This is a genomic window from Pseudomonas sp. FW300-N2A2, assembly GCF_017351735.1.
GTDB lineage: Bacteria > Pseudomonadota > Gammaproteobacteria > Pseudomonadales > Pseudomonadaceae > Aquipseudomonas > Aquipseudomonas migulae.
The window spans coordinates 71,077-92,929 of record NZ_JACNDU010000019.1 but is presented as its reverse complement, the minus strand read 5'-3'; the positions used below and the strand labels follow the sequence as shown (position 1 = coordinate 92,929).

Sequence of the window (21,853 nt, the reverse complement as noted above, 5' to 3'; positions counted from 1 at the left end):
AAACTCGTGTCTCTGATCGCTTCTGACCACTTCCGCATCGTTGTCGGCCTCGGCAAGAGCGGCATGTCCCTGGTTCGCTTCCTGGCGAACCGGGGCACGTCGTTTGCCGTGGCCGATACGCGGGAAAATCCACCGGAACTGGCCACGCTCAAGCGTGACTATCCGCACGTGGAAGTGCGTTGTGGCGAGCTGGACGTCGAATTCCTGTGCCGCGCCGACGAGCTCTACGTGAGCCCCGGCCTGGCGCTGGCGACCCCGGCCCTGCAGGCGGCCGCCGCTCGTGGCGTGAAGCTGTCCGGCGACATCGAGCTGTTCGCGCGTAACGCGAAGGCGCCGATTGTCGCCATCAGCGGCTCCAATGCGAAAAGCACCGTGACCACACTGGTGGGCGAGATGGCGGCTGCGGCCGGGAAGCGCGTCGCTGTCGGCGGCAACCTCGGCACGCCGGCGCTGGACCTGCTTCGCGATGACATCGAGTTGTACGTGATGGAACTGTCGAGCTTCCAGCTCGAAACCACCGACCAGCTCAACGCCGAAGTGGCGACCGTGCTCAACGTCAGCGAAGACCACATGGACCGCTACAGCGGCCTGCCGGCCTATCACCTGGCCAAGCACCGGATTTTCCGTGGTGCCAGGCAGTTCGTGGTCAACCGTCAGGACGCCCTGAGCCGTCCGTTGATGGGCGAAGGTCAGCCCTGCTGGACCTTCGGTTTGAGCAAACCCGATTTCAAGGCGTTTGGTATCCGCGAAGAAGACGGCGAGAAATACCTCGCCTTCGAATTCCAGAACCTGATGCCGGTGCGCGAGCTGAAAATTCGCGGCGCCCACAATCAGTCGAATGCCCTGGCGGCGCTGGCCCTGGGCCATGCGGTTGGCCTGCCTTTCGACGCCATGCTGTCGAGCCTGCGCACGTTCGCCGGTCTCGAACATCGCTGCCAGTGGGTTCGTGACCTGGACGGCGTGAGCTACTACAACGATTCCAAAGCCACCAACGTCGGCGCCGCACTGGCCGCCATCGAAGGCCTGGGCGCGGACATCGACGGCAAGGTCGTGCTGATCGCCGGTGGCGACGGCAAGGGTGCCGAGTTCAATGATCTGCGTGATCCGGTGGCGGCCAACTGCCGCGCCGTGATCCTGATGGGCCGCGACTCCGACAAGATCGGTGAGGCCATTGGCGACGCCGTGCCGCTGATCCGCGCTGCTTCGCTGGTCGAAGCTGTGCAGCAATGCCGCGCCGCTGCGCAACCGGGCGACGTGGTGCTGTTGTCGCCGGCCTGCGCCAGCTTCGACATGTTCAAGAATTACGAAGACCGCGGTCACCAGTTCGTCCAGGCAGTGGAGGAACTGGCATGAGCCTGCTCAACATCATCAAGCCGTTTCCTTCGCCGCTCATCACCGGGCGCGGCATCGACCTCGATTTTCCGATGCTTGCCGGTTGCCTGGCCTTGCTCGGCCTCGGACTGGTCATGATCGCCTCGGCTTCGACCGAAGTGGGCGCCGTGCAGTCGGGCAGTGCCCTGTACTACATGACTCGCCACTTGATCTACGTGGTGCTGGGCCTGTCTGCCTGCATCGTTACCATGATGATTCCGATTGCTACCTGGCAACGCCTGGGCTGGCTGATGCTGATCGGTGCGTTCGGCTTGCTGGTGATGGTGATCATTCCGGGGATTGGCCGTGAAGTGAACGGTTCGATGCGCTGGATCGGTTTCAGTTTCTTCAACGTTCAGCCTTCCGAGATTGCCAAGGTGTTCGTGGTGATCTACCTCGCCGGATATCTGGTGCGTCGCCAGAAAGAAGTGCGTGAAAGCTGGATGGGTTTCTTCAAGCCGTTCATCGTGCTGCTGCCGATGGCGGGTCTGTTGCTGATGGAGCCGGACTTCGGTGCCACCGTCGTGATGATGGGTGCGGCTGCGGCGATGCTGTTCCTTGGCGGGGTCGGGCTGTTCCGGTTCTCGTTGATGGTGGTCCTGGCGGTTGCGGCGGTGGTGTTGTTGATTCAGGTGCAGCCATACCGGATGGCGCGTCTGACCAACTTTGCCGACCCGTGGGCCGACCAGTTCGGCGCCGGTTATCAGTTGTCGCAAGCATTGATCGCGTTCGGTCGCGGTGAGTGGCTGGGCGTAGGCCTGGGCAACAGCGTGCAGAAACAGTTCTACCTGCCGGAAGCCCACACCGACTTCGTGTTCTCGGTTCTGGCCGAAGAGCTGGGTGCCGTGGGTTCCCTGTGCACCGTGGCGCTGTTCGTCTTTGTCTGTATTCGCGGCATGTACATCGGTTATTGGGCCGAGAAGGCCAAGCAGTTCTTTGCTGCCTATATTGCGTACGGTCTGTCGTTCCTGTGGATTGGTCAGTTCCTGATCAATATCGGGGTGAACGTCGGCCTGCTGCCAACCAAAGGCCTGACCTTGCCGTTCCTCAGTTATGGCGGCAGCTCGCTGGTGATCTGCTGTGCCTGTCTCGGCTTGTTGCTGCGCATTGAGTGGGAGAGTCGAACCCACCTGGGCAGTGAGGAGATGGAGTTCCATGAGAGCGACTTCGCCGAGGAGCCGACCCATGGGCGCTAACGTATTGATCATGGCGGGCGGCACCGGCGGACACGTATTCCCGGCGCTGGCCTGCGCTCGCGAGTTCCAGGCCCGCGGTTACACCGTGCATTGGCTTGGCACGCCGCGTGGCATCGAAAATGACCTGGTGCCGATGGCCGGCATCGAGCTGCACCGGATCAACGCCAGCGGTCTGCGTGGCAAGGGCAAGTTGTCCCTGCTCAAGGCGCCGTTGATGTTGCTCAAATCCGTCTGGCAGGCGCGGGCGATCATTCGCCAGTTGCGGCCGGTGTGCGTGGTTGGTTTTGGTGGTTATGTGACCGGTCCTGGCGGCGTTGCAGCCAAACTGGCCGGCGTGCCGGTGATCGTTCACGAACAGAACGCCGTGGCCGGTACCGCCAATCGGTTGCTGGTGCCGTTGGCCGCCCGAGTCTGTGAAGCGTTCCCCGACACCTTTACCCTGTCGGACAGCCGACGGACCACCGGTAACCCGGTGCGCACCGAGCTGTTCCTCGACACACCGCGACCTGCCCTGGCTGGTCGCAAGGCGCGTTTGCTGATCCTCGGCGGAAGCCTGGGCGCAGAACCGTTGAACAAATTACTGCCTGAAGCCCTGTCGCACGTCGCCCCCGACCTGCGCCCGGACGTGTTCCATCAGGCTGGGAAAAACCACGATGAAGTGACTGCAGAGCGCTATCGCGCGGCTGGCGTCGAGGCGCAAGTGCAGCCTTTCATCAAAGACATGGCCCACGCCTATGGCTGGGCCGACCTGGTGGTGTGCCGCGCAGGCGCGCTGACCATCAGTGAACTGGCTGCCGCCGGTCTGCCCTCGATGCTGGTGCCTTTGCCCCACGCGATCGACGATCACCAGACCCGCAACGCCGATTATTTGGCCCGTGAAGGCGCTGCCTTCCTGATGCCGCAAAGAACGACTGGCGCAGCGGATCTAGCCGCACGCCTGACAGAGGTCCTGATGCAACCACAACGACTCACCGACATGGCCACCGCGGCACGCCGCCTGGCCAAACCCGATGCGACCCGTAACGTGGTCGATACCTGCCTGGAGGTGGCCCATGGTTGAGAATCAGAAAGCCATGCCGCACCCGGAAATGCGCCGCATCCGTCGCATCCACTTCGTCGGTATCGGCGGCGTGGGCATGTGCGGGATCGCCGAAGTGTTGCTGAACCTGGGCTATGAAGTGTCCGGTTCCGACCTGAAAGCTTCGCCGGTCACCGAGCGTCTCGAATCATTTGGCGCCCAGATCTTTATCGGCCACCGTGCCGAGAACGCCGCTGCCGCCGACGTGCTGGTGGTATCGAGCGCGGTGAACACCTCCAACCCGGAAGTCGCCACTGCGCTTGAACGCCGTATTCCGGTGGTGCCGCGTGCCGAGATGCTGGCCGAGCTGATGCGCTATCGCCACGGCATCGCCGTCGCCGGTACCCACGGCAAAACCACCACCACCAGCCTGATCGCTTCGGTATTTGCGGCCGGTGGCCTCGATCCGACGTTCGTCATCGGTGGTCGTCTGAATGCCGCGGGCACCAATGCCCAGCTCGGCACCAGCCGCTACCTGATCGCCGAAGCCGACGAAAGCGACGCCAGCTTCCTGCACTTGCAGCCGCTGGTGGCCGTGGTCACCAACATCGACGCCGACCACATGGCGACCTACGACGGTGACTTCAACAAACTGAAGAAAACCTTCGTCGAGTTCCTGCACAACCTGCCGTTCTACGGTCTGGCGGTGGTGTGCCTGGACGATCCGGTGGTGCGTGAAATTCTGCCGCAGGTCAAACGTCCGGTCGTCACGTACGGTTTCGGCGATGACTGCGATGTGCGTGCGATCAATGTGCGTCAGCAGGGCATGCAGACTTTCTTCACCGTGCTGCGTCCTGACCGCGAGCCGCTGGATGTCTCGGTGAACATGCCGGGCAACCACAACGTGCTGAACGCGCTGGCCACCATCTGCATCGCCACTGACGAAGGCGTCAGCGATGAAGCCATCGTCCAGGGCCTGTCCGGGTTCCAGGGTGTCGGCCGACGCTTCCAGGTCTATGGCGAACTGCCGGTCGAAGATGGCAGCGTGATGCTGGTCGACGACTACGGTCACCACCCGACCGAAGTCGCGGCCGTGATCAAGGCCGTGCGTGGTGGCTGGCCGGAGCGCCGTCTGGTGATGGTCTACCAGCCGCACCGTTACAGCCGCACCCGCGACCTGTACGACGATTTCGTCAATGTACTGGCCGACGCCAACGTGCTGTTGCTGATGGAAGTCTATCCGGCCGGCGAAGAGCCGATCCCGGGTGCCGACAGCCGCAAGCTGTGCAACAGCATCCGTCAGCGCGGTCAGCTCGACCCGATCTACATCGAGCGCGGTGTCGATCTCGCGCCTGTCGTCAAGCCGCTGCTGCGTGCCGGCGACATCCTGTTGTGCCAGGGCGCCGGTGATATCGGCGGTCTCGCACCGAAACTGTTGAAGAGTCCGTTGTTCGCTGGCGCCGTTGCCGCGCCAAGCGTGGGGAAGTTGAAATGACTGCTGCTTACGCCAACCTCGTCTCCACTGTCGCGCCGAAAGATTTCGGCCGCGTTGCCGTGCTGTTCGGCGGCAAGAGTGCGGAGCGTGAAGTTTCCCTGAAGTCGGGCAACGCGGTTCTCGCAGCGCTGCAAAGCGCCGGTGTGGACGCGTTCGGTCTCGATGTCGGTGATGACCTGTTGCAGCGTTTGCTCAACGAGAAAATCGACCGTGCGTTCATCATTCTCCACGGTCGTGGCGGTGAAGACGGCAGCATGCAAGGCCTGCTGGAATGCCTGGGCATTCCGTACACCGGCAGCGGCATTCTGGCGTCGGCGCTGGCCATGGACAAGCTGCGCACCAAGCAGGTGTGGCACAGCCTCGGCATTCCGACGCCACGCCACGCGGTACTGAGTTCCGAGGCCGATTGTATTTCGGCGGCGACGGAACTGGGCTTCCCTTTGATCGTCAAACCGGCCCATGAAGGTTCAAGTATCGGGATGGCCAAAGTGACTTCCGCGCCGGAGTTGATCGACGCGTGGAAAGCGGCCAGTACCTACGATTCGCAAGTGTTGGTCGAGCAATGGATTCAAGGTCCGGAGTTCACCATCGCCACCCTGCGTGACCAGGTGTTGCCACCGATTGCCCTGGGCACGACGCACAGTTTCTACGACTACGACGCCAAGTACGTGGCCTCCGATACCCAGTACCGGATCCCGTGCGGCCTCGACAGCAACAAGGAAAAAGAACTGATGGACCTCACGGCGAAAGCCTGTGAGGCGCTGGGTATCGCCGGTTGGGGCAGGGCTGACGTGATGCAGGACGCCGACGGGCAGTTCTGGTTCCTGGAAGTCAACACCGCACCGGGCATGACCGATCACAGTCTGGTCCCGATGGCGGCCCGTGCCGCCGGTCTGGATTTCCAGCAATTGGTCCTGGCGATCCTGGCCGCCAGTGTTGAGGTTCGAGGGTAAGACCATGCAAGGCGCACAGCTAAGACATCAGCCCCCTCCAGCACCCGGCCGCAAGCCGGTGCCGCGGGGTGCCAGCCGAATGGTGGCCAAAGAGCCGATGTCTGCGCGCCTGCCGAAAGCCAATTTTGGTTTTCTGAAAAGCCTGTTCTGGCCTGTGCTGCTGGTCGCACTGGGGTTTGGCACTTACGAAGGCGCACAGCGTTTGCTGCCGTACGCCGACCGGCCAATCACCAAGATCGCGGTGCAGGGCGACCTGAGTTACATCAGCCAGCAAGCGGTGCAGCAGCGAATCGCCCCGTACGTGGCGTCGAGCTTCTTCACTATCGACCTGGCGAGCATGCGCACCGAGCTGGAACAGATGCCATGGATTGCCCACGCCGAAGTGCGTCGGGTGTGGCCGGATCAAGTGGTGATCCGCCTGGAAGAACAACTGCCGGTGGCCCGTTGGGGCGACGAATCGCTGTTGAACAACCAGGGTCAGGCGTTCACCCCGCGTGAGCTGGCGAACTACGAACACTTGCCACAGCTGTTCGGCCCACAACGGGCTCAGCAGCAAGTGATGCAGCAATACCAGGTGCTGAGCCAGATGCTCAGGCCGTTGGGCTTCTCGATTGCACGCCTGGAGTTGCGTGAACGAGGCAGCTGGTTCCTGACCACCGGCGCCGGCAGTTCGGGCCCGGGGATCGAGCTGCTGCTGGGCCGCGGCAACCTGGTGGAAAAGATGCGCCGCTTCATTGCCATCTACGACAAGACGCTTAAAGAACAGATTACGAACATTGCGCGCATCGATCTGCGCTACGCCAACGGCCTCGCTGTTGGCTGGCGGGAACCTGTAGCGCCTACGACAGCCCAACCCGCTGTCGCGAAGAATTAAGAGAGGCAGGACCCATGGCAAACGTGCAAAGCGGCAAAATGATCGTCGGTCTCGATATCGGCACCTCCAAGGTGGTGGCGCTGGTAGGCGAGGTCTCGGACGACGGCACGCTGGAAATCGTCGGGATCGGCACTCATCCGTCCCGCGGCCTGAAGAAAGGCGTGGTGGTGAACATCGAGTCCACCGTGCAATCGATCCAGCGCGCCATCGAAGAAGCGCAGCTGATGGCCGGTTGCCGGATCCACTCGGCGTTCGTCGGTGTGGCCGGTAATCACATCCGCAGCCTGAACTCCCACGGCATCGTTGCGATTCGTGATCGCGAAGTCAGCTCCGCCGACCTTGAGCGCGTTCTCGACGCTGCCCAGGCTGTGGCGATCCCGGCTGACCAGCGCGTGCTGCACACCCTGCCGCAGGATTACGTGATCGATAACCAGGAAGGCGTACGTGAGCCTCTGGGCATGTCCGGCGTACGTCTGGAAGCCAAGGTCCACGTGGTCACCTGCGCCGTCAACGCCGCACAGAACATTGAAAAATGCGTGCGCCGCTGCGGCCTGGAAATCGACGACATCATTCTCGAGCAACTGGCGTCCGCGTACTCGGTACTGACCGACGACGAGAAAGAGCTGGGCGTGTGCCTGGTGGACATCGGCGGTGGCACCACCGACATCGCGATCTTCACCGAAGGCGCGATCCGTCACACCGCTGTGATCCCGATTGCGGGCGATCAGGTGACCAACGACATCGCCATGGCGTTGCGCACCCCGACCCAGTACGCCGAAGAAATCAAGATTCGCTACGCCTGCGCCCTGGCCAAGCTGGCCGGTGCCGGTGAAACCATCAAGGTCCCGAGCGTTGGCGACCGTCCACCGCGCGAGCTGTCCCGCCAGGCCCTGGCCGAAGTGGTCGAGCCGCGTTACGACGAGCTGTTCACGCTGATCCAGGCCGAACTGCGTCGCAGCGGCTACGAAGACCTGATCCCGGCCGGCATCGTGCTGACCGGTGGTACGTCGAAGATGGAAGGCGCGGTCGAACTGGCCGAAGAGATTTTCCACATGCCGGTCCGCCTGGGCGTGCCGCATGGCGTGAAGGGGCTCGACGACGTGGTGCGCAACCCGATTTATTCCACCGGCGTCGGCCTGTTGATGTACGGCCTGCAGAAGCAGTCCGACGGGATTTCGTTCTCGGGCATCAGCAGTCGCGACAGCTACAGCAATGACGAACCGAAAGCCGCCTTGCTCGATCGCATCAAGAGCTGGGTACAAGGCAACTTCTGAAGAATTACCGCAGCACCGTTGTAGATACAGGCAGTAGGCGAAAAAACTAGAGAATCAAAGGAGAGGGAAAATGTTCGAACTCGTAGACAACATCCCCGCAAGCCCGGTCATTAAGGTTATCGGTGTTGGCGGAGGCGGCGGCAACGCTGTCAATCACATGGTCAAGAGCAACATTGAAGGCGTTGAATTCATCTGCGCCAACACTGATGCCCAGGCGCTGAAGAGCATCAGTGCGCGGACCATCCTGCAACTGGGCACCAGCGTGACCAAAGGTCTCGGCGCCGGCGCCAACCCTGAAGTAGGTCGTCAGGCCGCTCTCGAAGATCGCGAGCGCATTGCCGAAGTCCTGCAGGGCACCAACATGGTGTTCATCACCACCGGCATGGGCGGCGGTACCGGTACCGGTGCTGCGCCGATCATTGCTGAAGTGGCCAAGGAAATGGGGATCCTCACCGTTGCGGTGGTGACCCGTCCGTTCCCGTTCGAAGGCCGCAAGCGTATGCAACTGGCCGACGAAGGCATCCGCCTGCTGTCGGAAAGCGTCGACTCGTTGATCACCATTCCCAACGAGAAGCTGCTGACCATCCTCGGTAAAGACGCCAGCCTGCTGTCGGCTTTCGCCAAGGCAGACGATGTACTGGCCGGTGCCGTTCGCGGTATCTCCGACATCATCAAGCGTCCGGGCATGATCAACGTCGACTTTGCCGACGTTCGTACCGTGATGAGTGAAATGGGCATGGCGATGATGGGCACTGGCTGCGCCAGCGGTCCGAACCGTGCACGCGAAGCTACCGAAGCGGCCATTCGCAACCCGCTGCTGGAAGACGTGAACCTGCAAGGTGCACGCGGCATCCTGGTGAACATCACCGCCGGTCCTGACCTGTCCCTGGGTGAGTACTCCGACGTGGGTAGCATCATCGAAGCCTTCGCTTCCGAGCACGCGATGGTCAAGGTCGGTACCGTTATCGATCCGGACATGCGCGACGAGCTGCACGTAACAGTCGTTGCCACCGGTCTGGGCGCGAAAATCGAGAAGCCTGTGAAGGTCATCGACAATACCGTTCACACTTCCATGGCGCCGCAACCGCAACAATCGGCTCCCGCTCGTCAGGAAGCTCCAGCGGTGAACTACCGTGACCTGGACCGTCCGACCGTCATGCGCAACCAGGCTCAGGCCGGTGCTGCGACTGCCGCGAAGATGAATCCGCAAGATGATCTGGACTACCTGGACATCCCGGCTTTCCTGCGTCGTCAGGCCGATTAATGGAATGTATCAGGGCTATGAAGGTGATTGGTGTTCAGCAAAGGTCTGGTCTGCTATCATCGCCAGCCTTTGTTGATACCAGTTCGCAATTTGCGCTGAAGCGGCCCAAGCCATGATTAAACAACGCACACTGAAAAATATTATCCGTGCCACCGGTGTAGGTCTGCACTCCGGGGAGAAGGTATACCTGACCCTCAAGCCTGCACCGATCGACACCGGAATCGTCTTTCGCCGTGCCGACCTCGATCCAGTGGTCGAGATCCCGGCTCGTGCTGCCAACGTCGGCGAGACAACTATGTCGACGACGCTGGTTAACGGTGACGTGAAAGTGGACACGGTTGAGCACTTGCTCTCGGCCATGGCCGGCCTGGGCATCGATAACGCCTACGTCGAGCTCTCCGCGTCCGAAGTCCCGATCATGGATGGTAGCGCTGGACCTTTCGTTTTCCTGATTCAATCGGCCGGCCTGGAAGAACAGGACGCAGCCAAGAAGTTCATCCGGATCCTGCGGGAAGTGACAGTGGAAGACGGCGACAAGCGCGCCACTTTCGTCCCTTTCGAAGGCTTCAAGGTGAGTTTCGAGATCGATTTCGATCACCCGGTTTTCCGTAACCGCACACAAAGTGCAAGCGTGGATTTTTCCAGCACTTCGTTCGTAAAAGAAGTCAGCCGCGCCCGTACCTTTGGTTTCATGAGTGATATCGAGTACCTGCGCAAGCACAACCTCGCACTCGGCGGCAGCGTTGAAAACGCTATTGTGGTCGACGCGGATGGTGTACTGAACGAAGACGGCCTTCGCTATGAAGACGAATTCGTGAAGCACAAGATCCTCGATGCAATTGGTGACCTCTACCTGCTGGGCAATAGCCTGATTGGTGAGTTCAAGGGCTTCAAGTCCGGACATGCATTGAACAACCAGCTGCTGCGCAAGTTGATTGAGCAGCCAGATGCTTGGGAAGTCGTGACTTTCGAAGACGCCAGCACTGCACCGATCTCTTACATGCGTCCGGTTGCGGCGGTGTAAGTAAAAACCTCTCTAGTTTTTAAAGGCTGCCTTCGGGTGGCCTTTTTTTATGCCTGCCAGAAAGTCGTGTGGTGTTTGTTCTGCCCCCATCGCCGGCAAGCCGGCTCCTACAAAGGGAATGACCGCCGCATAACCTGTAGGAGCCGGCTTGCCGGCGATGGGGCCAGCCATCACACCGCAAATCTCACTCCGTAGCCACCACCCGATTGCGCCCACTTTCCTTGGCCTGATACAGCGCTTTGTCCGCCGCAAACAGCAACTGTTCAAGGCTGGTATCGGTGCTCGAAGTCCAGGTACTGATGCCGATACTGACAGTAATCGGCGATTCCACGCCCGCCACAAACGGCAGTTGTTCCACCGCAGATCGAATGTGTTCAGCAATTTGCCGCGCGCCTGCGCTGTCCGTTTCCGCCAGCACCACCGAGAACTCCTCCCCCCCGTAGCGGGCGACCAGGTCCGTCGGTCGCCGCACATTCTCGGCGATCACCTTGGCCAGTGCGCGCAGCGCATCGTCACCCGCCTGATGGCCATGTTGATCGTTGAACGCTTTGAAGTGGTCGGCATCGATCATCAACACCGACAGCGGTTTGCCGGAGCGTTGCGCGCGAAACCACTCATGGCGCAGGGTTTGATCGAGCGTTCGGCGGTTGGCTACGCCGGTCAAGGCATCGGTGGCGGCCAGTTGTGCCAGCTCGTGTTCGGCGTTGTGACGCCGGCGCAACTCACGGCGTAGCAACCACGTCAGCCACAGCAGGCTTACGCACAAGGCTACGGTTGCAGAGCTGACCACCACTGCCGTGCGCTTCCAGGCCGCAAAAACTTCATCACTGGACAGCGCAACGATGACGATCAGTGGCAAATTTCCGACCTTGGAAAAGGTGTACAGACGCTTGTCACGGTATCGATCGGACATGCTGGTGAAGCTGCCATTGCCTTCTTTGACGATGCGCTGGAAATTGGGGCGATTACTGAAATCCTTGCCAATCAGCTCTTCGGCCAGGCGTGGTTGTTGGGCCAGGAGAATCCCATTCTTGCTGATCAGATTGACCGTGCTATCGCGGCCGATGCTCAAACTGTTGAACAACTGATCGAAGTAACTCAAGCGCATGGCGGCTTCGGCTACTCCCAGAAACTCACCCTGGGAGCCGCTCAGCCGCCGACTGAAACTGATACGCCAATCCTGTTCGGGCGACCTGGCTCTAAAGGGGGGGCTGATGAACATGCCCGGGTCCGGGTTGTTCACGTGAGATTGAAAGTATTCGCGATCGGCGTAGTTGCCTTGCCTGGGCTCCACCGAAGCCGAGTCGGCGATCACGTCGCCCTTGTTGTCGAGCAACAAAATATTGCCCTTGTACGGCGCGGCAGTGGCGCGGTCGAAATAGGCCATATGGCGAATGGCTGGAGATACGCTCTTGAGATCCTCTCGCTGGGAGGCGGCGATCAAGCCCAGCAGGGAAATATCATAGAGTTCGACATTGCGCAGCACGTCGGCGTCGATCAATTGCACGATGTTGTTGGCGGCGCGAGCGGCGGACAATTCGGCGTTGGCGCGCTCACGGATCAGCAGAAACGTCACGATGCTGAGTATCGCAATCACCAACAGCACACTGCCGAGAATCAGAAGTCGCTCCGATCGTGTCGACCCGATCGGATCTTGAGATTTCACACTGCTCACACTCATGGTTCTGGCTTCTGCAAATAAGGTGTTATGAAAGTTTTTTACAAGAGTCGGGCAGAGTCCCAGAAACCGGTCGCGTCCAGAGGGCTTGTATAAAGGCCGGATAAAAAAAAGGCCAGCAAAAGATGCTGGCCTTTTGCTTAGCGAAGCTTAGAAGACATTCAGCGGGTAGTCGACGATCAGCCGGTATTCATCAGTGTCCTGATCCAGCGCGCCATAACCGTTGCCCCCACGGTTGGTGGCCCATTGCAGGCGCACCGCCAGGTCCTTGGTCTTGCCGCCCTGGACCACGTACTTCAGATCAATGTCACGCTCCCAGTGCTTGGCATTTTTGCCGTCGGCGCTGTACCACGAGGCGTAGCCGCGGCTGTCTGGATCGGCTTTGGTCAGGTCCAGCTCGCCCCGAGAGTAAGACACCGCCGAGGTCAGGCCGGGTAGGCCGAGTCCGATAAAGTCGTAGGCGTACTTGAGTTTCCACGAGCGTTCATTCGGGCCATTGAAGTCGGAATACTGCTGGGAGTTGTCGAGAAAAATGCTGTCGCCCTGGCTGATGTAGTCGAACGGCGTGTTGCCGTTGACCCGCTGGTACGCGGCGGTGACGCTGTGATTGCCCACGCCGACGGTGAAATGCAGGCTGTAAGTGTTGTTGTCGATGTTGCCCAGCAGCGCATCGCCGGTGTCCTGCGTGTGATAAACGTGCAGGCCCGGATTGAGACTGATCAGTTCGTTCAGCGCGTAGGTGTAATCCAGGTCGTAGTAATACTGGTTCCAGATGTCCTTGAGTTCGGCGGCGTAAAGGCTGCTGGTCAACCCCGGCAGGCCGCTCCAGGCTACGCCGGCCCAGTTCAGGTGCTGGCTTTCGTCGCCCTCGGCGAGGCTGCCATAGGACGTGCCGATGCGCGTATGACCGCTTTGGTTGTAGGGCTTGGTGAAACTCGCCTGGCCACCTTCGATCAGAAAGCCGTCGAAGCTGTGATTGGTCAAGCTGACGCCGCGAAAGGTCTGCGGCAGCATGCGCGTCTCGCCGCCGGCGATCACCGGGTTGGCGAGAAACAGGTCACCGGCCTTCAGCTCGGTATCGAAGGCGCGCATTTTCAGCGTGCCACCCGCCGTCGAAAACGACCCCGGCGCTTTGCCGTTGCCGTCACTGATCGGCAGGATGCTCGAATTATCGGTGCCGCCACCGCCGTCGAGCTTGAGCCCGAGCATGGCGTGGGCATCCAGACCGAAACCGACGGTGCCTTCGGTAAAACCCGATTCGAAGACCCCCAGGAAACCCTGGCCCCATTCAACGTTGTCGTCCGCCTGCTGCAGGCGGTTGCGGTTCATGTAGTAGTTGCGGGCATTGAGGTTGAGGCTCGAACCTTCGACAAAACCTTCTTGGTCGGCGGCCTTGGCGTTGATCGGCATCGTTACGGCGATTGCAATGAACAACGGATTGAATCTTTGAGGAAAACGCACTAGCGGTACAGCTCCTTGGGTCTACTGAACACTTCATTGTTTTGAAGTGCGGGATGTTTCTTGTCAGGGAAGACGAACCGGACAGCATTTGAACCACAACAAAAAAAAGCCGCTGATAGCAGCGGCTTTGAAGACAACTTTTCAACAGGAAGAGCCGACGAAAAGTGTCGAGGGAAATAGAGCGATGTGAGCGATCAGCTATCTTTCTCGACCCGTGGCTGGGCCTGAATGGTCGACGCTTGAGGGGTTTGCGCAGCGCCCTGCGCCTTGGCCGTCATTTCGCTCTGATGTTCTTCAAACGCTGCAGCGCGCGCTGCATTGTGTGCGACGAAGGACTGCGACTCTTCAGCCATGGCGAATGGGGAGAGGAACAAAGAGGACAAAACGAAAGCGCTGGCAATACCCATAGTGTTGGACATCTTTAAAACCTTCTTGCTTGGCAAGTGCTGTTTGGTGGCGCAAAGATAAGGATCCTGGCCGATGGGAAACAGAGCCAATTCAATAAAGGACTGTTGCGGGATAAGCAAAGATCGCCGTCTGTAGGAGCCAGCTTGCTGGCGATAGGTCTTCAGTTTTTCGCTGTTTTCGAAGACGCCATCGCTGGCAAGCCAGCTCCTACAGGGGGGGCGTGGGGCGAGATTTTCAGGTCTGTCAGACGGGAAGGTGAATGCCGAAGGTATTCATGCCGTGGTCACTGCGCACAAACACATCCCCGCCGTGCATCAACGCAATCGCCTTGACGATCGCCAGCCCCAGGCCGTGGTTGTTGCCACTGTTGCTGCGCGACGCATCGACCCGGTAGAAGCGCTCGAACAATCGCGGCAGATGTTCGTTGGCAATCGGTGCACCGGGGTTTGCCACGCCGATGCTGACTTGATGGTCCTCGACGTCGATCTGCACCTGAATCACCTGCCCAGGCTCGGTGTGTTGCACCGCGTTGCTCAGCAAGTTGATCAGCGCCCGACGCAGATGCGCGATCTCGATCCGTACCTGCGCATCGCCACTGACCTGCACTTGAACCTGCGCGTCTTCAAGAATGAAATCCAGATACTCCAGCGTCGTCGCCACTTCATCCGCCAGCGAGGTAGACGTCAGTTTGGTCGCCTTGCTGCCCTGATCCGCACTGGCGAGGAACAGCATGTCGTTGATGATCGAACGCAGTCGCTCAAGCTCCTCAAGATTCGATTGCAGCACTTCGAAATAGTGTTCCGCCGAACGCCCGCGCGTCAGCGCAACCTGGGTCTGACCAATCAGATTGGTCAGCGGTGAGCGCAGCTCATGAGCGACGTCGGCATTGAACGACTCAAGCCGCGAGTAAGCCTGTTCGACCCGTTCCAGGGTGGAGTTGAACGAGTTGACGAACTGATTGAGCTCCGGCGGCAACGACGATAAGCGCAAACGCCCGGAACGCAACGGCGGCGCCAGGCGCTGAGCTTCCTGAGACAACTTGATCAACGGCTTGAGTCCGATCCGCGCCACCCAATAACCGAGTGCTGAAGCCAGCAGCACGCCGACAATCGCCAGGCTGATCAGCGCAATCAGCAGATGATGCTGGGTTTGAAAAAACGTCTCGGTGTCGATGCCGATCATGAAGCGCAGCGGCGGGCGTTGATCCTTGGCCGGGAACTGGCTGACCAGCACTTTCATTGGATAAGGCTGGCCCGGCAGCTGCAAATCGCGCATGCCCAGCGGGCCTTCAGCGAAGGCGCGGATCTGCGGCGTCGGGTTGCCATATTCGTAGTGCGGATCGCCGCTGGTGATCCAGAAACTGATGCGTTTGTCTTCTTCGCCGAGCAGCTTGAGCTTGTTGTTGATCTTCACCCAATGCTCGGGCGTGCCGTAACGGCCGACGGTGGATTCGAGCACGCTGTAACGTGCGTCCAGCTCGGCTTCGGGCAGCAAACCCAGGCCTTTGTCGACCTGCTGATAGAGCGCCCAGCCGATCAGCAGAAACACCAAAAGCGCCACCAGCGTGAACATTCCACTGAGGCGCAGGGCAATCGAATTACTGGACACCACGGCTCTCCAGCACATAACCCATGCCACGGATCGTGTGCAGCAGTTTCTCGTCGAACGGCCCGTCGAGTTTGGCGCGCAGGCGTTTGATCGCGACTTCGACGACGTTGGCGTCGCTGTCGAAATTGATGTCCCAGACCATTTCCGCAATCGCCGTTTTCGAGAGAATTTCCCCTTGCCGGCGGGCCAGCACGCTGAGCAGCGAGAACTCCTTGGCGGTCAGGTCCAGACGCGTGCCGGCGCGGGTGGCCTTGCGGCTGATCAAATCTATCCACAGGTCGGCGATGCTCACTTGCACCGGTTCATGGCCGCCGCTGCGCCGGGTCAGTGCTTGCAGGCGCGCCACCAGTTCGAGGAAGGAAAACGGTTTGCCGAGGTAATCGTCGGCGCCGTCGCGCAGGCCTTTGATGCGGTCTTCGACACGCTCGCGGGCGGTGAGCATGATCACCGGGGTTTGCTTGCGCGCACGTAAGGCACGCAGTACGCCGAAGCCGTCGAGGCCCGGCAACATCACGTCGAGGACGATCACCGCGTAGTCGCTTTCCAGCGCCAGGTGCAGGCCTTCAACGCCGTCCCGCGCCAGGTCCACGGTGTAACCCTGTTCCGTCAGGCCGCGGTGCAAATAGTCCGCGGTTTTTTCCTCGTCTTCGATAATCAGAACGCGCATGACCCCGCCTCAGTCTGTGGTCGCCAGCACCGGCATCGGTGCGGGTTTGGGCCGATGGAAAAGCCGCTCAAGCCACAAGTATATGACCGGAGTGGTGAACAGCGTCAGCGCCTGGCTCACCAGCAAGCCGCCGACGACCGCGATCCCCAACGGCTGGCGCAGTTCGGCGCCGGTGCCGTAGCCGAGCATCAGCGGCAGCGCGCCGAGCAGGGCGGCGAGGGTGGTCATGATGATCGGCCGGAACCGCGTGATGCAGGCCTGGAAAATCGCCTCTTCCGGCGGCAGGCCACGGTTGCGTTGGGCGTCGAGGGCGAAGTCGATCATCAGGATGCCGTTCTTCTTCACGATGCCGATCAGCAGCACCAGCCCGATCAGCGCCATGATCGAAAAATCCTGGCCGCAAATCCACAGCATGATCACCGCCCCGAGCCCCGCCGATGGCAGCGTCGAGATGATGGTCAACGGGTGGACGAAGCTCTCATAGAGCACGCCGAGAATGATGTACACCGCCACCAGCGCCGCCAGAATCAGCCACGGCTGGCTGGCCAGCGAACTCTGGAACGCCTGGGCCGCGCCCTGGAAGTTGCCGCTCATGGCGGCCGGCATGCCGATCTCGGCCTTGGCCTGGTTGAGCATGATCACCGCATCGCCAAGCGCCACGCCGGGCGCCAGGTTGAACGACAGGTTGGCGGCCGGGAACATCCCGTCATGGGCGATCGACAACGGGCCAACCGTCGGCGCATCGAATTTCGCCAGCGCCGACAGCGGCACCATTTCCCCACTGAGCGGCGAGCGCAGGTAGAAATAGTTGAGGCTTTCGGACTTGCCGCGTTGCCTGGTGTCCAGTTCCAGGATCACGTTGTACTGGTTGATCTGGGTCTGGAACTCGTTGATCTGCCGCTGACCGAACGCATCGTACAGCGCTTCGTCGACATCGCTGGCGGTCAGGCCGAAACGCGCGGCGGCGCTGCGGTCGATGCTGATGTGGGTGATGCTGCCGCCCAGTTGCAGGTCATTGGAAATGTCGCGGAACGCCGGGTTGGCGCGCAGTTTTTCGGTCAGGCGCTGGGTCCAGGTGCTGAGGGTCGCGCCGTCGTTGCTCTTGAGCACGTATTGGTACTGCGCGCGGCTCGGGCCGGAGCTGAGGTTGATGTCCTGGCCGGCACGCAGGTACAGCACGATGCCCGGGACTTTCATCAGTTGCGGACGGATGCGGTCGATGAACTGGCTGGCCGAGACGTCGCGCTCGCTGCGTTTTTTCAGGGAAATCCAGAAGCGGCCGTTGGCGATGGTCTGGTTACTGCCCGACACACCGACGGAGTGGGAAAACGCCGCGACTGCTGGATCTGCCGCGACGATTTCCGCCATCGCCAGGTGTTTTTTCACCATGTCGCCGTAGGAAATATCGGCGGCGGCTTCGGTGGTGCCGAGGACAAAACCGGTGTCCTGCACCGGGAAGAAACCCTTCGGAATGAAGATGTAGCCGGCGATGGCCAGGGCCAGGGACATGCCGAACACCCCGATCATCAATTTCTGATGGGCGAGGGCACGGCGCAGGAGCTTTTCGTAGCCGGCCAGCAAGCGTTCGCCAAAGGTTTTTTTGCTGTGGGCGTGATGCACTGGCGCACGCATGAACAGCGCGGCGAGGGTCGGCGCCAACGTCAGCGACACCACCACTGAAATCATGATCGTAGACGTGGCCGTCAGGGCGAACTCCTTGAACAGCCGCCCGACCACGCCGCCCATGAACAGCAGCGGAATGAACGCCGCCACCAGCGAAAAACTGATCGAGACCACGGTAAAACCAATCTCGCCGGCGCCTTTGATCGCCGCCTCGCGCATGCCGTCGCCGGCCTCCAGGTGTCGGTGAATGTTCTCCACCACGACAATCGCATCGTCGACCACAAACCCCACGGCCACCACGATCGCCACCAGCGTCAGGTTGTTCAGGCTGAAGCCCATGACGTACATCAGGGCAAAACTGGCGACCAGCGAAACACCCAGCACCGCCGACACGATCAGCGTCGCCGACCACTGACGCAGGAACAGCGCCATCACCGCCACCACCAGCATGATCGCGATCAGCAGGGTGACTTCCACCTCATGCAACGAGGCGCGGATGGTCTGGGTCCGGTCAACCAGCACTTTGACCTGCACCGACGCCGGCAGCATCGCTTCGAGAGCGGGCAGGGCGGCCTGAATGCGGTCCACGGTCTCGACGATGTTGGCGCCCGGTTGCCGGGAAATCACCAGGTTCACCCCGGGCTTGTCCCCGGCCCAGGCTTGCACGTAGGCATCTTCCGAACCGTTGACGACTTTGGCGACATCTTTCAAGTGAACCGGTGCACCGTCCTTGTAGGAAACGATGAGTTGGCTGTATTCCTCGGGGTGGAACAACTGATCGTTGGTCGACAGCGTCGAGATGCTCGATTCACCGTACAACGCACCTTTGGCCAGGTTGAGGCTGGTGTTTTGGATCGCCAGACGAATGTCCGCCAGCGTCAGGCCGATGGCGGCCAGTTTGTCTGCCGAGGCTTGAACGCGAATCGCCGGCCGTTGCTGGCCGGTGATGTTGATCTGGCCTACACCGTCGATCTGGCTGATCTGACGCGACAGCAGGGTTTCCACCAGATCGCTGAGTTCGGGGCCGGGCATCAGGGTCGAGTTGATGCTGAGAATCAGCACCGGGCTGTCGGCCGGGTTGACCTTGCGCCAGGTCGGAAGGTTCGGCATGTCCTTGGGCAGTTTGCCGGCGGCGGTGTTGATCGCGGCCTGCACTTCCTGCGCGGCGGTGTCGATGCTTTTGTCGAGGGTGAATTGCAGGGTCAGGTTGGTCGAGCCGAGGGCGCTGCTCGAGGTCATCTGGGTCACGCCGGGAATGGCGCTGAATTGCACTTCAAGCGGCGTGGCCACCGAGGAAGCCATGGTTTCCGGACTGGCGCCGGGCAGTTGCGCGGCCACCTGGATGGTCGGGAATTCGGCTTCCGGCAGCGGCGCGATGGGCAACCGTGGGAACGCAATGACGCCGAGCAATACCAGGGCAAACGTCAGCAGGATCGTCGCCACCGGATGATCGATGCACCACGCAGAAACCGAGCCGTGGCCCTTCATGGTTTCGACTCCGTTTGCACCATTTGCGCGGGGTCAGTCAGCACCTGGACCGTCGAACCGGGCTTGAGGCGCGACTGACCGTCGCTGACCAGCACGTCGCCCGGTTTCACGCCTTTGATGATGTCCTGGCCGCTGCCTTGATAGACCATCTGCACCTGGACGGTTTCAACCTTGTCACCCTTGACCCGGTACACAAAGTGTTGATCGAGGCCACGTTGTACGACGGTGGGCGGCACCACCAGCGCATCCTTTTCCAGCGCTGTCTGAATTTTTACCGTTACCAGCAGGCCCGGCCACAGCTTCTGCCCAGGGTTGTTGAATTCGGCCTTGGCGCGGATGGTCCCGGTGTTGGCGTTGATCTGGTTGTCGATCAGGGTCAGGTGGCCCTCGCCCAGCAGGTTGCCGGTTTCGCCGTCGGTGTCGGCACCGATGTAGGCCTTCACCTGGGCGTGTTCCGGATCGTTGATCAGGCCTTGCAGGGTTGGCAGCATTTGCTGTGGCAGGGAAAACTCCACGGCAATCGGGTCGATCTGCGTCACCGTGAACAAGCCTTGGGTGTCGGTCATGCGCAGGAAGTTGCCTTCGTCCACCGTACGAATCCCCACGCGACCGCTGACCGGGGAGCGAATATGTGTGTAGGAAAGCTGCACCTGAGCGGCGTCAATCGACGCCTGATTGCCTTGGGCGGTGGCTTTGAGCTGGTTGACCAGCGCTTGTTGCTGGTCGTAAGTCTGTTTGGATACGCCGTCGTCGACGCTCAGCAGTTTGTAACGCTTGAGGTTGACCAGTGCCACTTGCAGCTGCGCCTGGCTTTCGCCGAGCTGTGCGCGGGCCTGATCCAGGCTGGCACGGATCGAGCGATCATCGATGGTGGCGAGCAAATCACCCTTGTTCACCAATTGACCTTCCTTGACCAGGATTCTGGTGAGGATGCCGTCGATCTGCGGACGTACCACGACGCTGTGCAGGGACAGCACCGAGCCGATGCCGCTGACGTAACGAGGAACGTCTTTTTCGGCGACGTTGACCACTCGAACCGGGATCGCCGTGGGCGCGGCGAGTCTGGCCGTGGCCGGTTTGGTGGCGTACCACACGCCCAGCGCTGCCAGGACAATCAGGAGGGCGGCGAGCAGGGCGGGTTTTTTCTGAATTCGCATGCGAGTGGGGCGCCGGGGCTGGGAGGACGGAATTTTGTCAGGGTTATACCTTCCTTTATAAACCTGTTCGCCGGTCAGGAAGGTGACTGCTAACTGACGGCGCTGTCAGTTTGGAGTTTGTGTTGTCTGTTCTGGCCTCATCGCCAGCAAGCCGGCTCCTACAATGGGCACGGTGAACCCCTGTAGGAGCCGGCTTGCTGCGGGCGGCGTTCCGACGATGGACGTCAACGATAACGCGGGTTGTCTGAATGAATGCGCCGCTTGGCAGTTTTTCGCGAGCAGGCTCGCTCCTACAGGGATCGTGTGAAGGTATACTGCCGCCTTTCGCGGCTCGCTGACCGGGCCCGACTCTTTTGCATCACCCGGAGCTTTCATGACTTCCCCGACACAACCGCCGGTTGCCGACGCTTTGAGCGACGACCAGGCAGACCTGCCAGACAGCGTCGACTCCAGCGCAGACAGCGAAACCAAAGCCGCGATCCCGGCGTTCAAGTTCCCGTTCAAACCGGGTGAACTGGCCGCCGCGAAAACCGCCAGCCAGCCCTGGTACAAGAACGGCGCCAAGAACGGCCACACCAAGACCCCCGGCGCAGCGCCTCCCGGCACCCGTCGTTCGATGGGTAAACGCTGAGTTTTAACGCCCCCCCCGCCATTGGCCATCGACCGCGGTTTTCAATCGCGGTGATGGCTAAGTGCTCATATCCTGAGCCAGATCAACGTTTGTGGAATCAGTGCGCTTAGAGTCAGCAGCCCTGCCGACTCTTTCCATCCAACGAGCGCGCTTTCCATGAAGATCAACCTCCCGGTGACCGGCCGTAATGTCGACGTTGCGGCTGATGCGAATATCCTCTCGACCACTGATCTGACCAGCGCGATCACCTACGCCAACGACGACTTCATCAACATCTGCGGTTACAGCCGTGAGGAGTTGCTGGGCTCGACGCACAACTTGCTGCGCCACCCGGACATGCCGGCGGCGGCTTTCGCGCATATGTGGCAGACCCTTAAAAGCGGCCGCTCATGGATGGGGCTGGTGAAAAATCGCTGCAAGAATGGCGATCACTATTGGGTGAGCGCGTATGCCACGCCGGTGACGCAGAACGGTAAAGCCGTGGAGTATCAGTCGGTCCGGACCAAACCCTCGGTGCGGCAGATCGAAGCCGCGGAAAAAGCCTACGCACAGCTTCGCAGTGGTCGTACATCACTGTGGCAGCGGCTGCCGGTGCTCGGTCCGGGTCTCAAGGTGACGGCGCTGTTCAGCGCGACATTGGCCTGCGTGGTGGGCATCGAAGCG

General features: G+C 60.8%; 17 protein-coding genes and 1 pseudogene. 11 read left to right on the top strand and 7 right to left on the bottom strand.

Annotated features, from left to right (window positions below; all coding sequences use genetic code 11):
• Positions 1 to 6: 6 nt before the first annotated feature.
• The 9 genes from murD (at position 7) to lpxC (ending at position 10,469) form a co-directional block, all read left to right on the top strand.
• On the top strand, positions 7 to 1,353 hold the full coding sequence (gene murD / locus J4E42_RS20910) for a UDP-N-acetylmuramoyl-L-alanine--D-glutamate ligase (protein WP_207286073.1): 1,347 nt from the start codon (positions 7 to 9) through the stop codon (positions 1,351 to 1,353).
• Entirely contained in the window at positions 1,350 to 2,567 is a 1,218-nt protein-coding gene (gene ftsW, locus J4E42_RS20905) for a putative lipid II flippase FtsW (RefSeq protein ID WP_008037295.1), read from the top strand. The genes murD and ftsW overlap by 4 nt, the downstream gene beginning before the upstream one ends.
• Positions 2,557 to 3,627 carry an undecaprenyldiphospho-muramoylpentapeptide beta-N-acetylglucosaminyltransferase gene (gene murG, locus J4E42_RS20900; RefSeq protein WP_008037296.1) on the top strand — a complete coding sequence of 357 codons (1,071 nt, stop codon included), beginning with the start codon at positions 2,557 to 2,559 and terminating at the stop codon, positions 3,625 to 3,627. The genes ftsW and murG overlap by 11 nt, the downstream gene beginning before the upstream one ends.
• Positions 3,620 to 5,080, top strand: a complete 1,461-nt coding sequence (murC, locus tag J4E42_RS20895) for a UDP-N-acetylmuramate--L-alanine ligase (protein ID WP_008037298.1) — start codon at positions 3,620 to 3,622, stop codon at positions 5,078 to 5,080. Before murG ends, murC begins: the two co-directional genes overlap by 8 nt.
• Positions 5,077 to 6,033 carry a D-alanine--D-alanine ligase gene (locus tag J4E42_RS20890; protein ID WP_008025985.1) on the top strand — a complete coding sequence of 319 codons (957 nt, stop codon included), beginning with the start codon at positions 5,077 to 5,079 and terminating at the stop codon, positions 6,031 to 6,033. Before murC ends, J4E42_RS20890 begins: the two co-directional genes overlap by 4 nt.
• A 4-nt stretch (positions 6,034 to 6,037) precedes the next feature.
• On the top strand, positions 6,038 to 6,907 hold the full coding sequence (locus J4E42_RS20885) for a cell division protein FtsQ/DivIB (RefSeq protein ID WP_008025986.1): 870 nt from the start codon (positions 6,038 to 6,040) through the stop codon (positions 6,905 to 6,907).
• A gap of 14 nt (positions 6,908 to 6,921) precedes the next feature.
• The gene (gene ftsA, locus J4E42_RS20880; protein WP_008025987.1) at positions 6,922 to 8,181 is read left to right on the top strand and encodes a cell division protein FtsA; all 1,260 of its coding nucleotides are present in this window, start codon (positions 6,922 to 6,924) and stop codon (positions 8,179 to 8,181) included.
• Between the two features lie 70 nt (positions 8,182 to 8,251).
• On the top strand, positions 8,252 to 9,445 hold the full coding sequence (ftsZ, locus tag J4E42_RS20875) for a cell division protein FtsZ (RefSeq protein WP_008025988.1): 1,194 nt from the start codon (positions 8,252 to 8,254) through the stop codon (positions 9,443 to 9,445).
• A gap of 112 nt (positions 9,446 to 9,557) precedes the next feature.
• A complete protein-coding gene (gene lpxC / locus J4E42_RS20870; RefSeq protein WP_008025989.1) occupies positions 9,558 to 10,469 on the top strand; it encodes a UDP-3-O-acyl-N-acetylglucosamine deacetylase in 912 nt (303 codons plus the stop codon).
• A 184-nt stretch (positions 10,470 to 10,653) separates the two neighbouring features.
• On the opposite strand, the gene J4E42_RS20865 is transcribed toward lpxC, so the two are convergent.
• From J4E42_RS20865 to J4E42_RS20835, 7 genes are all read right to left on the bottom strand, one after another.
• Positions 10,654 to 12,150: a sensor domain-containing diguanylate cyclase gene (locus tag J4E42_RS20865; protein ID WP_207286072.1), complete on the bottom strand. Its 1,497-nt coding sequence runs from the start codon at positions 12,148 to 12,150 to the stop codon at positions 10,654 to 10,656.
• 147 nt (positions 12,151 to 12,297) lie between these two features.
• Positions 12,298 to 13,608, bottom strand: coding sequence for an OprD family outer membrane porin (locus tag J4E42_RS20860; RefSeq protein ID WP_207286071.1), 1,311 nt, complete (start codon positions 13,606 to 13,608; stop codon positions 12,298 to 12,300).
• Positions 13,609 to 13,802: 194 nt separating this feature from the next.
• A complete protein-coding gene (locus tag J4E42_RS20855; protein WP_032832350.1) occupies positions 13,803 to 14,027 on the bottom strand; it encodes a hypothetical protein in 225 nt (74 codons plus the stop codon).
• 232 nt (positions 14,028 to 14,259) lie between these two features.
• On the bottom strand, positions 14,260 to 15,624 hold the full coding sequence (locus J4E42_RS20850; RefSeq protein WP_207286070.1) for a heavy metal sensor histidine kinase: 1,365 nt from the start codon (positions 15,622 to 15,624) through the stop codon (positions 14,260 to 14,262).
• On the bottom strand, positions 15,614 to 16,291 hold the full coding sequence (locus J4E42_RS20845; protein ID WP_007916978.1) for a heavy metal response regulator transcription factor: 678 nt from the start codon (positions 16,289 to 16,291) through the stop codon (positions 15,614 to 15,616). The genes J4E42_RS20850 and J4E42_RS20845 overlap by 11 nt, the downstream gene beginning before the upstream one ends.
• Before the next feature lie 9 nt (positions 16,292 to 16,300).
• Positions 16,301 to 19,402 carry a multidrug efflux RND transporter permease subunit gene (locus tag J4E42_RS20840; protein WP_207286069.1) on the bottom strand — a complete coding sequence of 1,034 codons (3,102 nt, stop codon included), beginning with the start codon at positions 19,400 to 19,402 and terminating at the stop codon, positions 16,301 to 16,303.
• Positions 19,399 to 20,559, bottom strand: a complete 1,161-nt coding sequence (locus J4E42_RS20835) for an efflux RND transporter periplasmic adaptor subunit (protein ID WP_207286068.1) — start codon at positions 20,557 to 20,559, stop codon at positions 19,399 to 19,401. Before J4E42_RS20835 ends, J4E42_RS20840 begins: the two co-directional genes overlap by 4 nt.
• Before the next feature lie 373 nt (positions 20,560 to 20,932).
• Here J4E42_RS20835 and J4E42_RS20830 point away from each other — a divergent pair, with 373 nt between their 5' ends.
• Complete coding sequence (locus J4E42_RS20830; RefSeq protein WP_008026610.1) at positions 20,933 to 21,190, top strand: hypothetical protein; 258 nt, start codon at positions 20,933 to 20,935, stop codon at positions 21,188 to 21,190.
• 156 nt (positions 21,191 to 21,346) lie between these two features.
• Positions 21,347 to 21,628: pseudogene (locus J4E42_RS29755) on the top strand (PAS domain-containing protein); the annotation flags it as partial.
• Positions 21,629 to 21,853 lie beyond the last annotated feature (225 nt).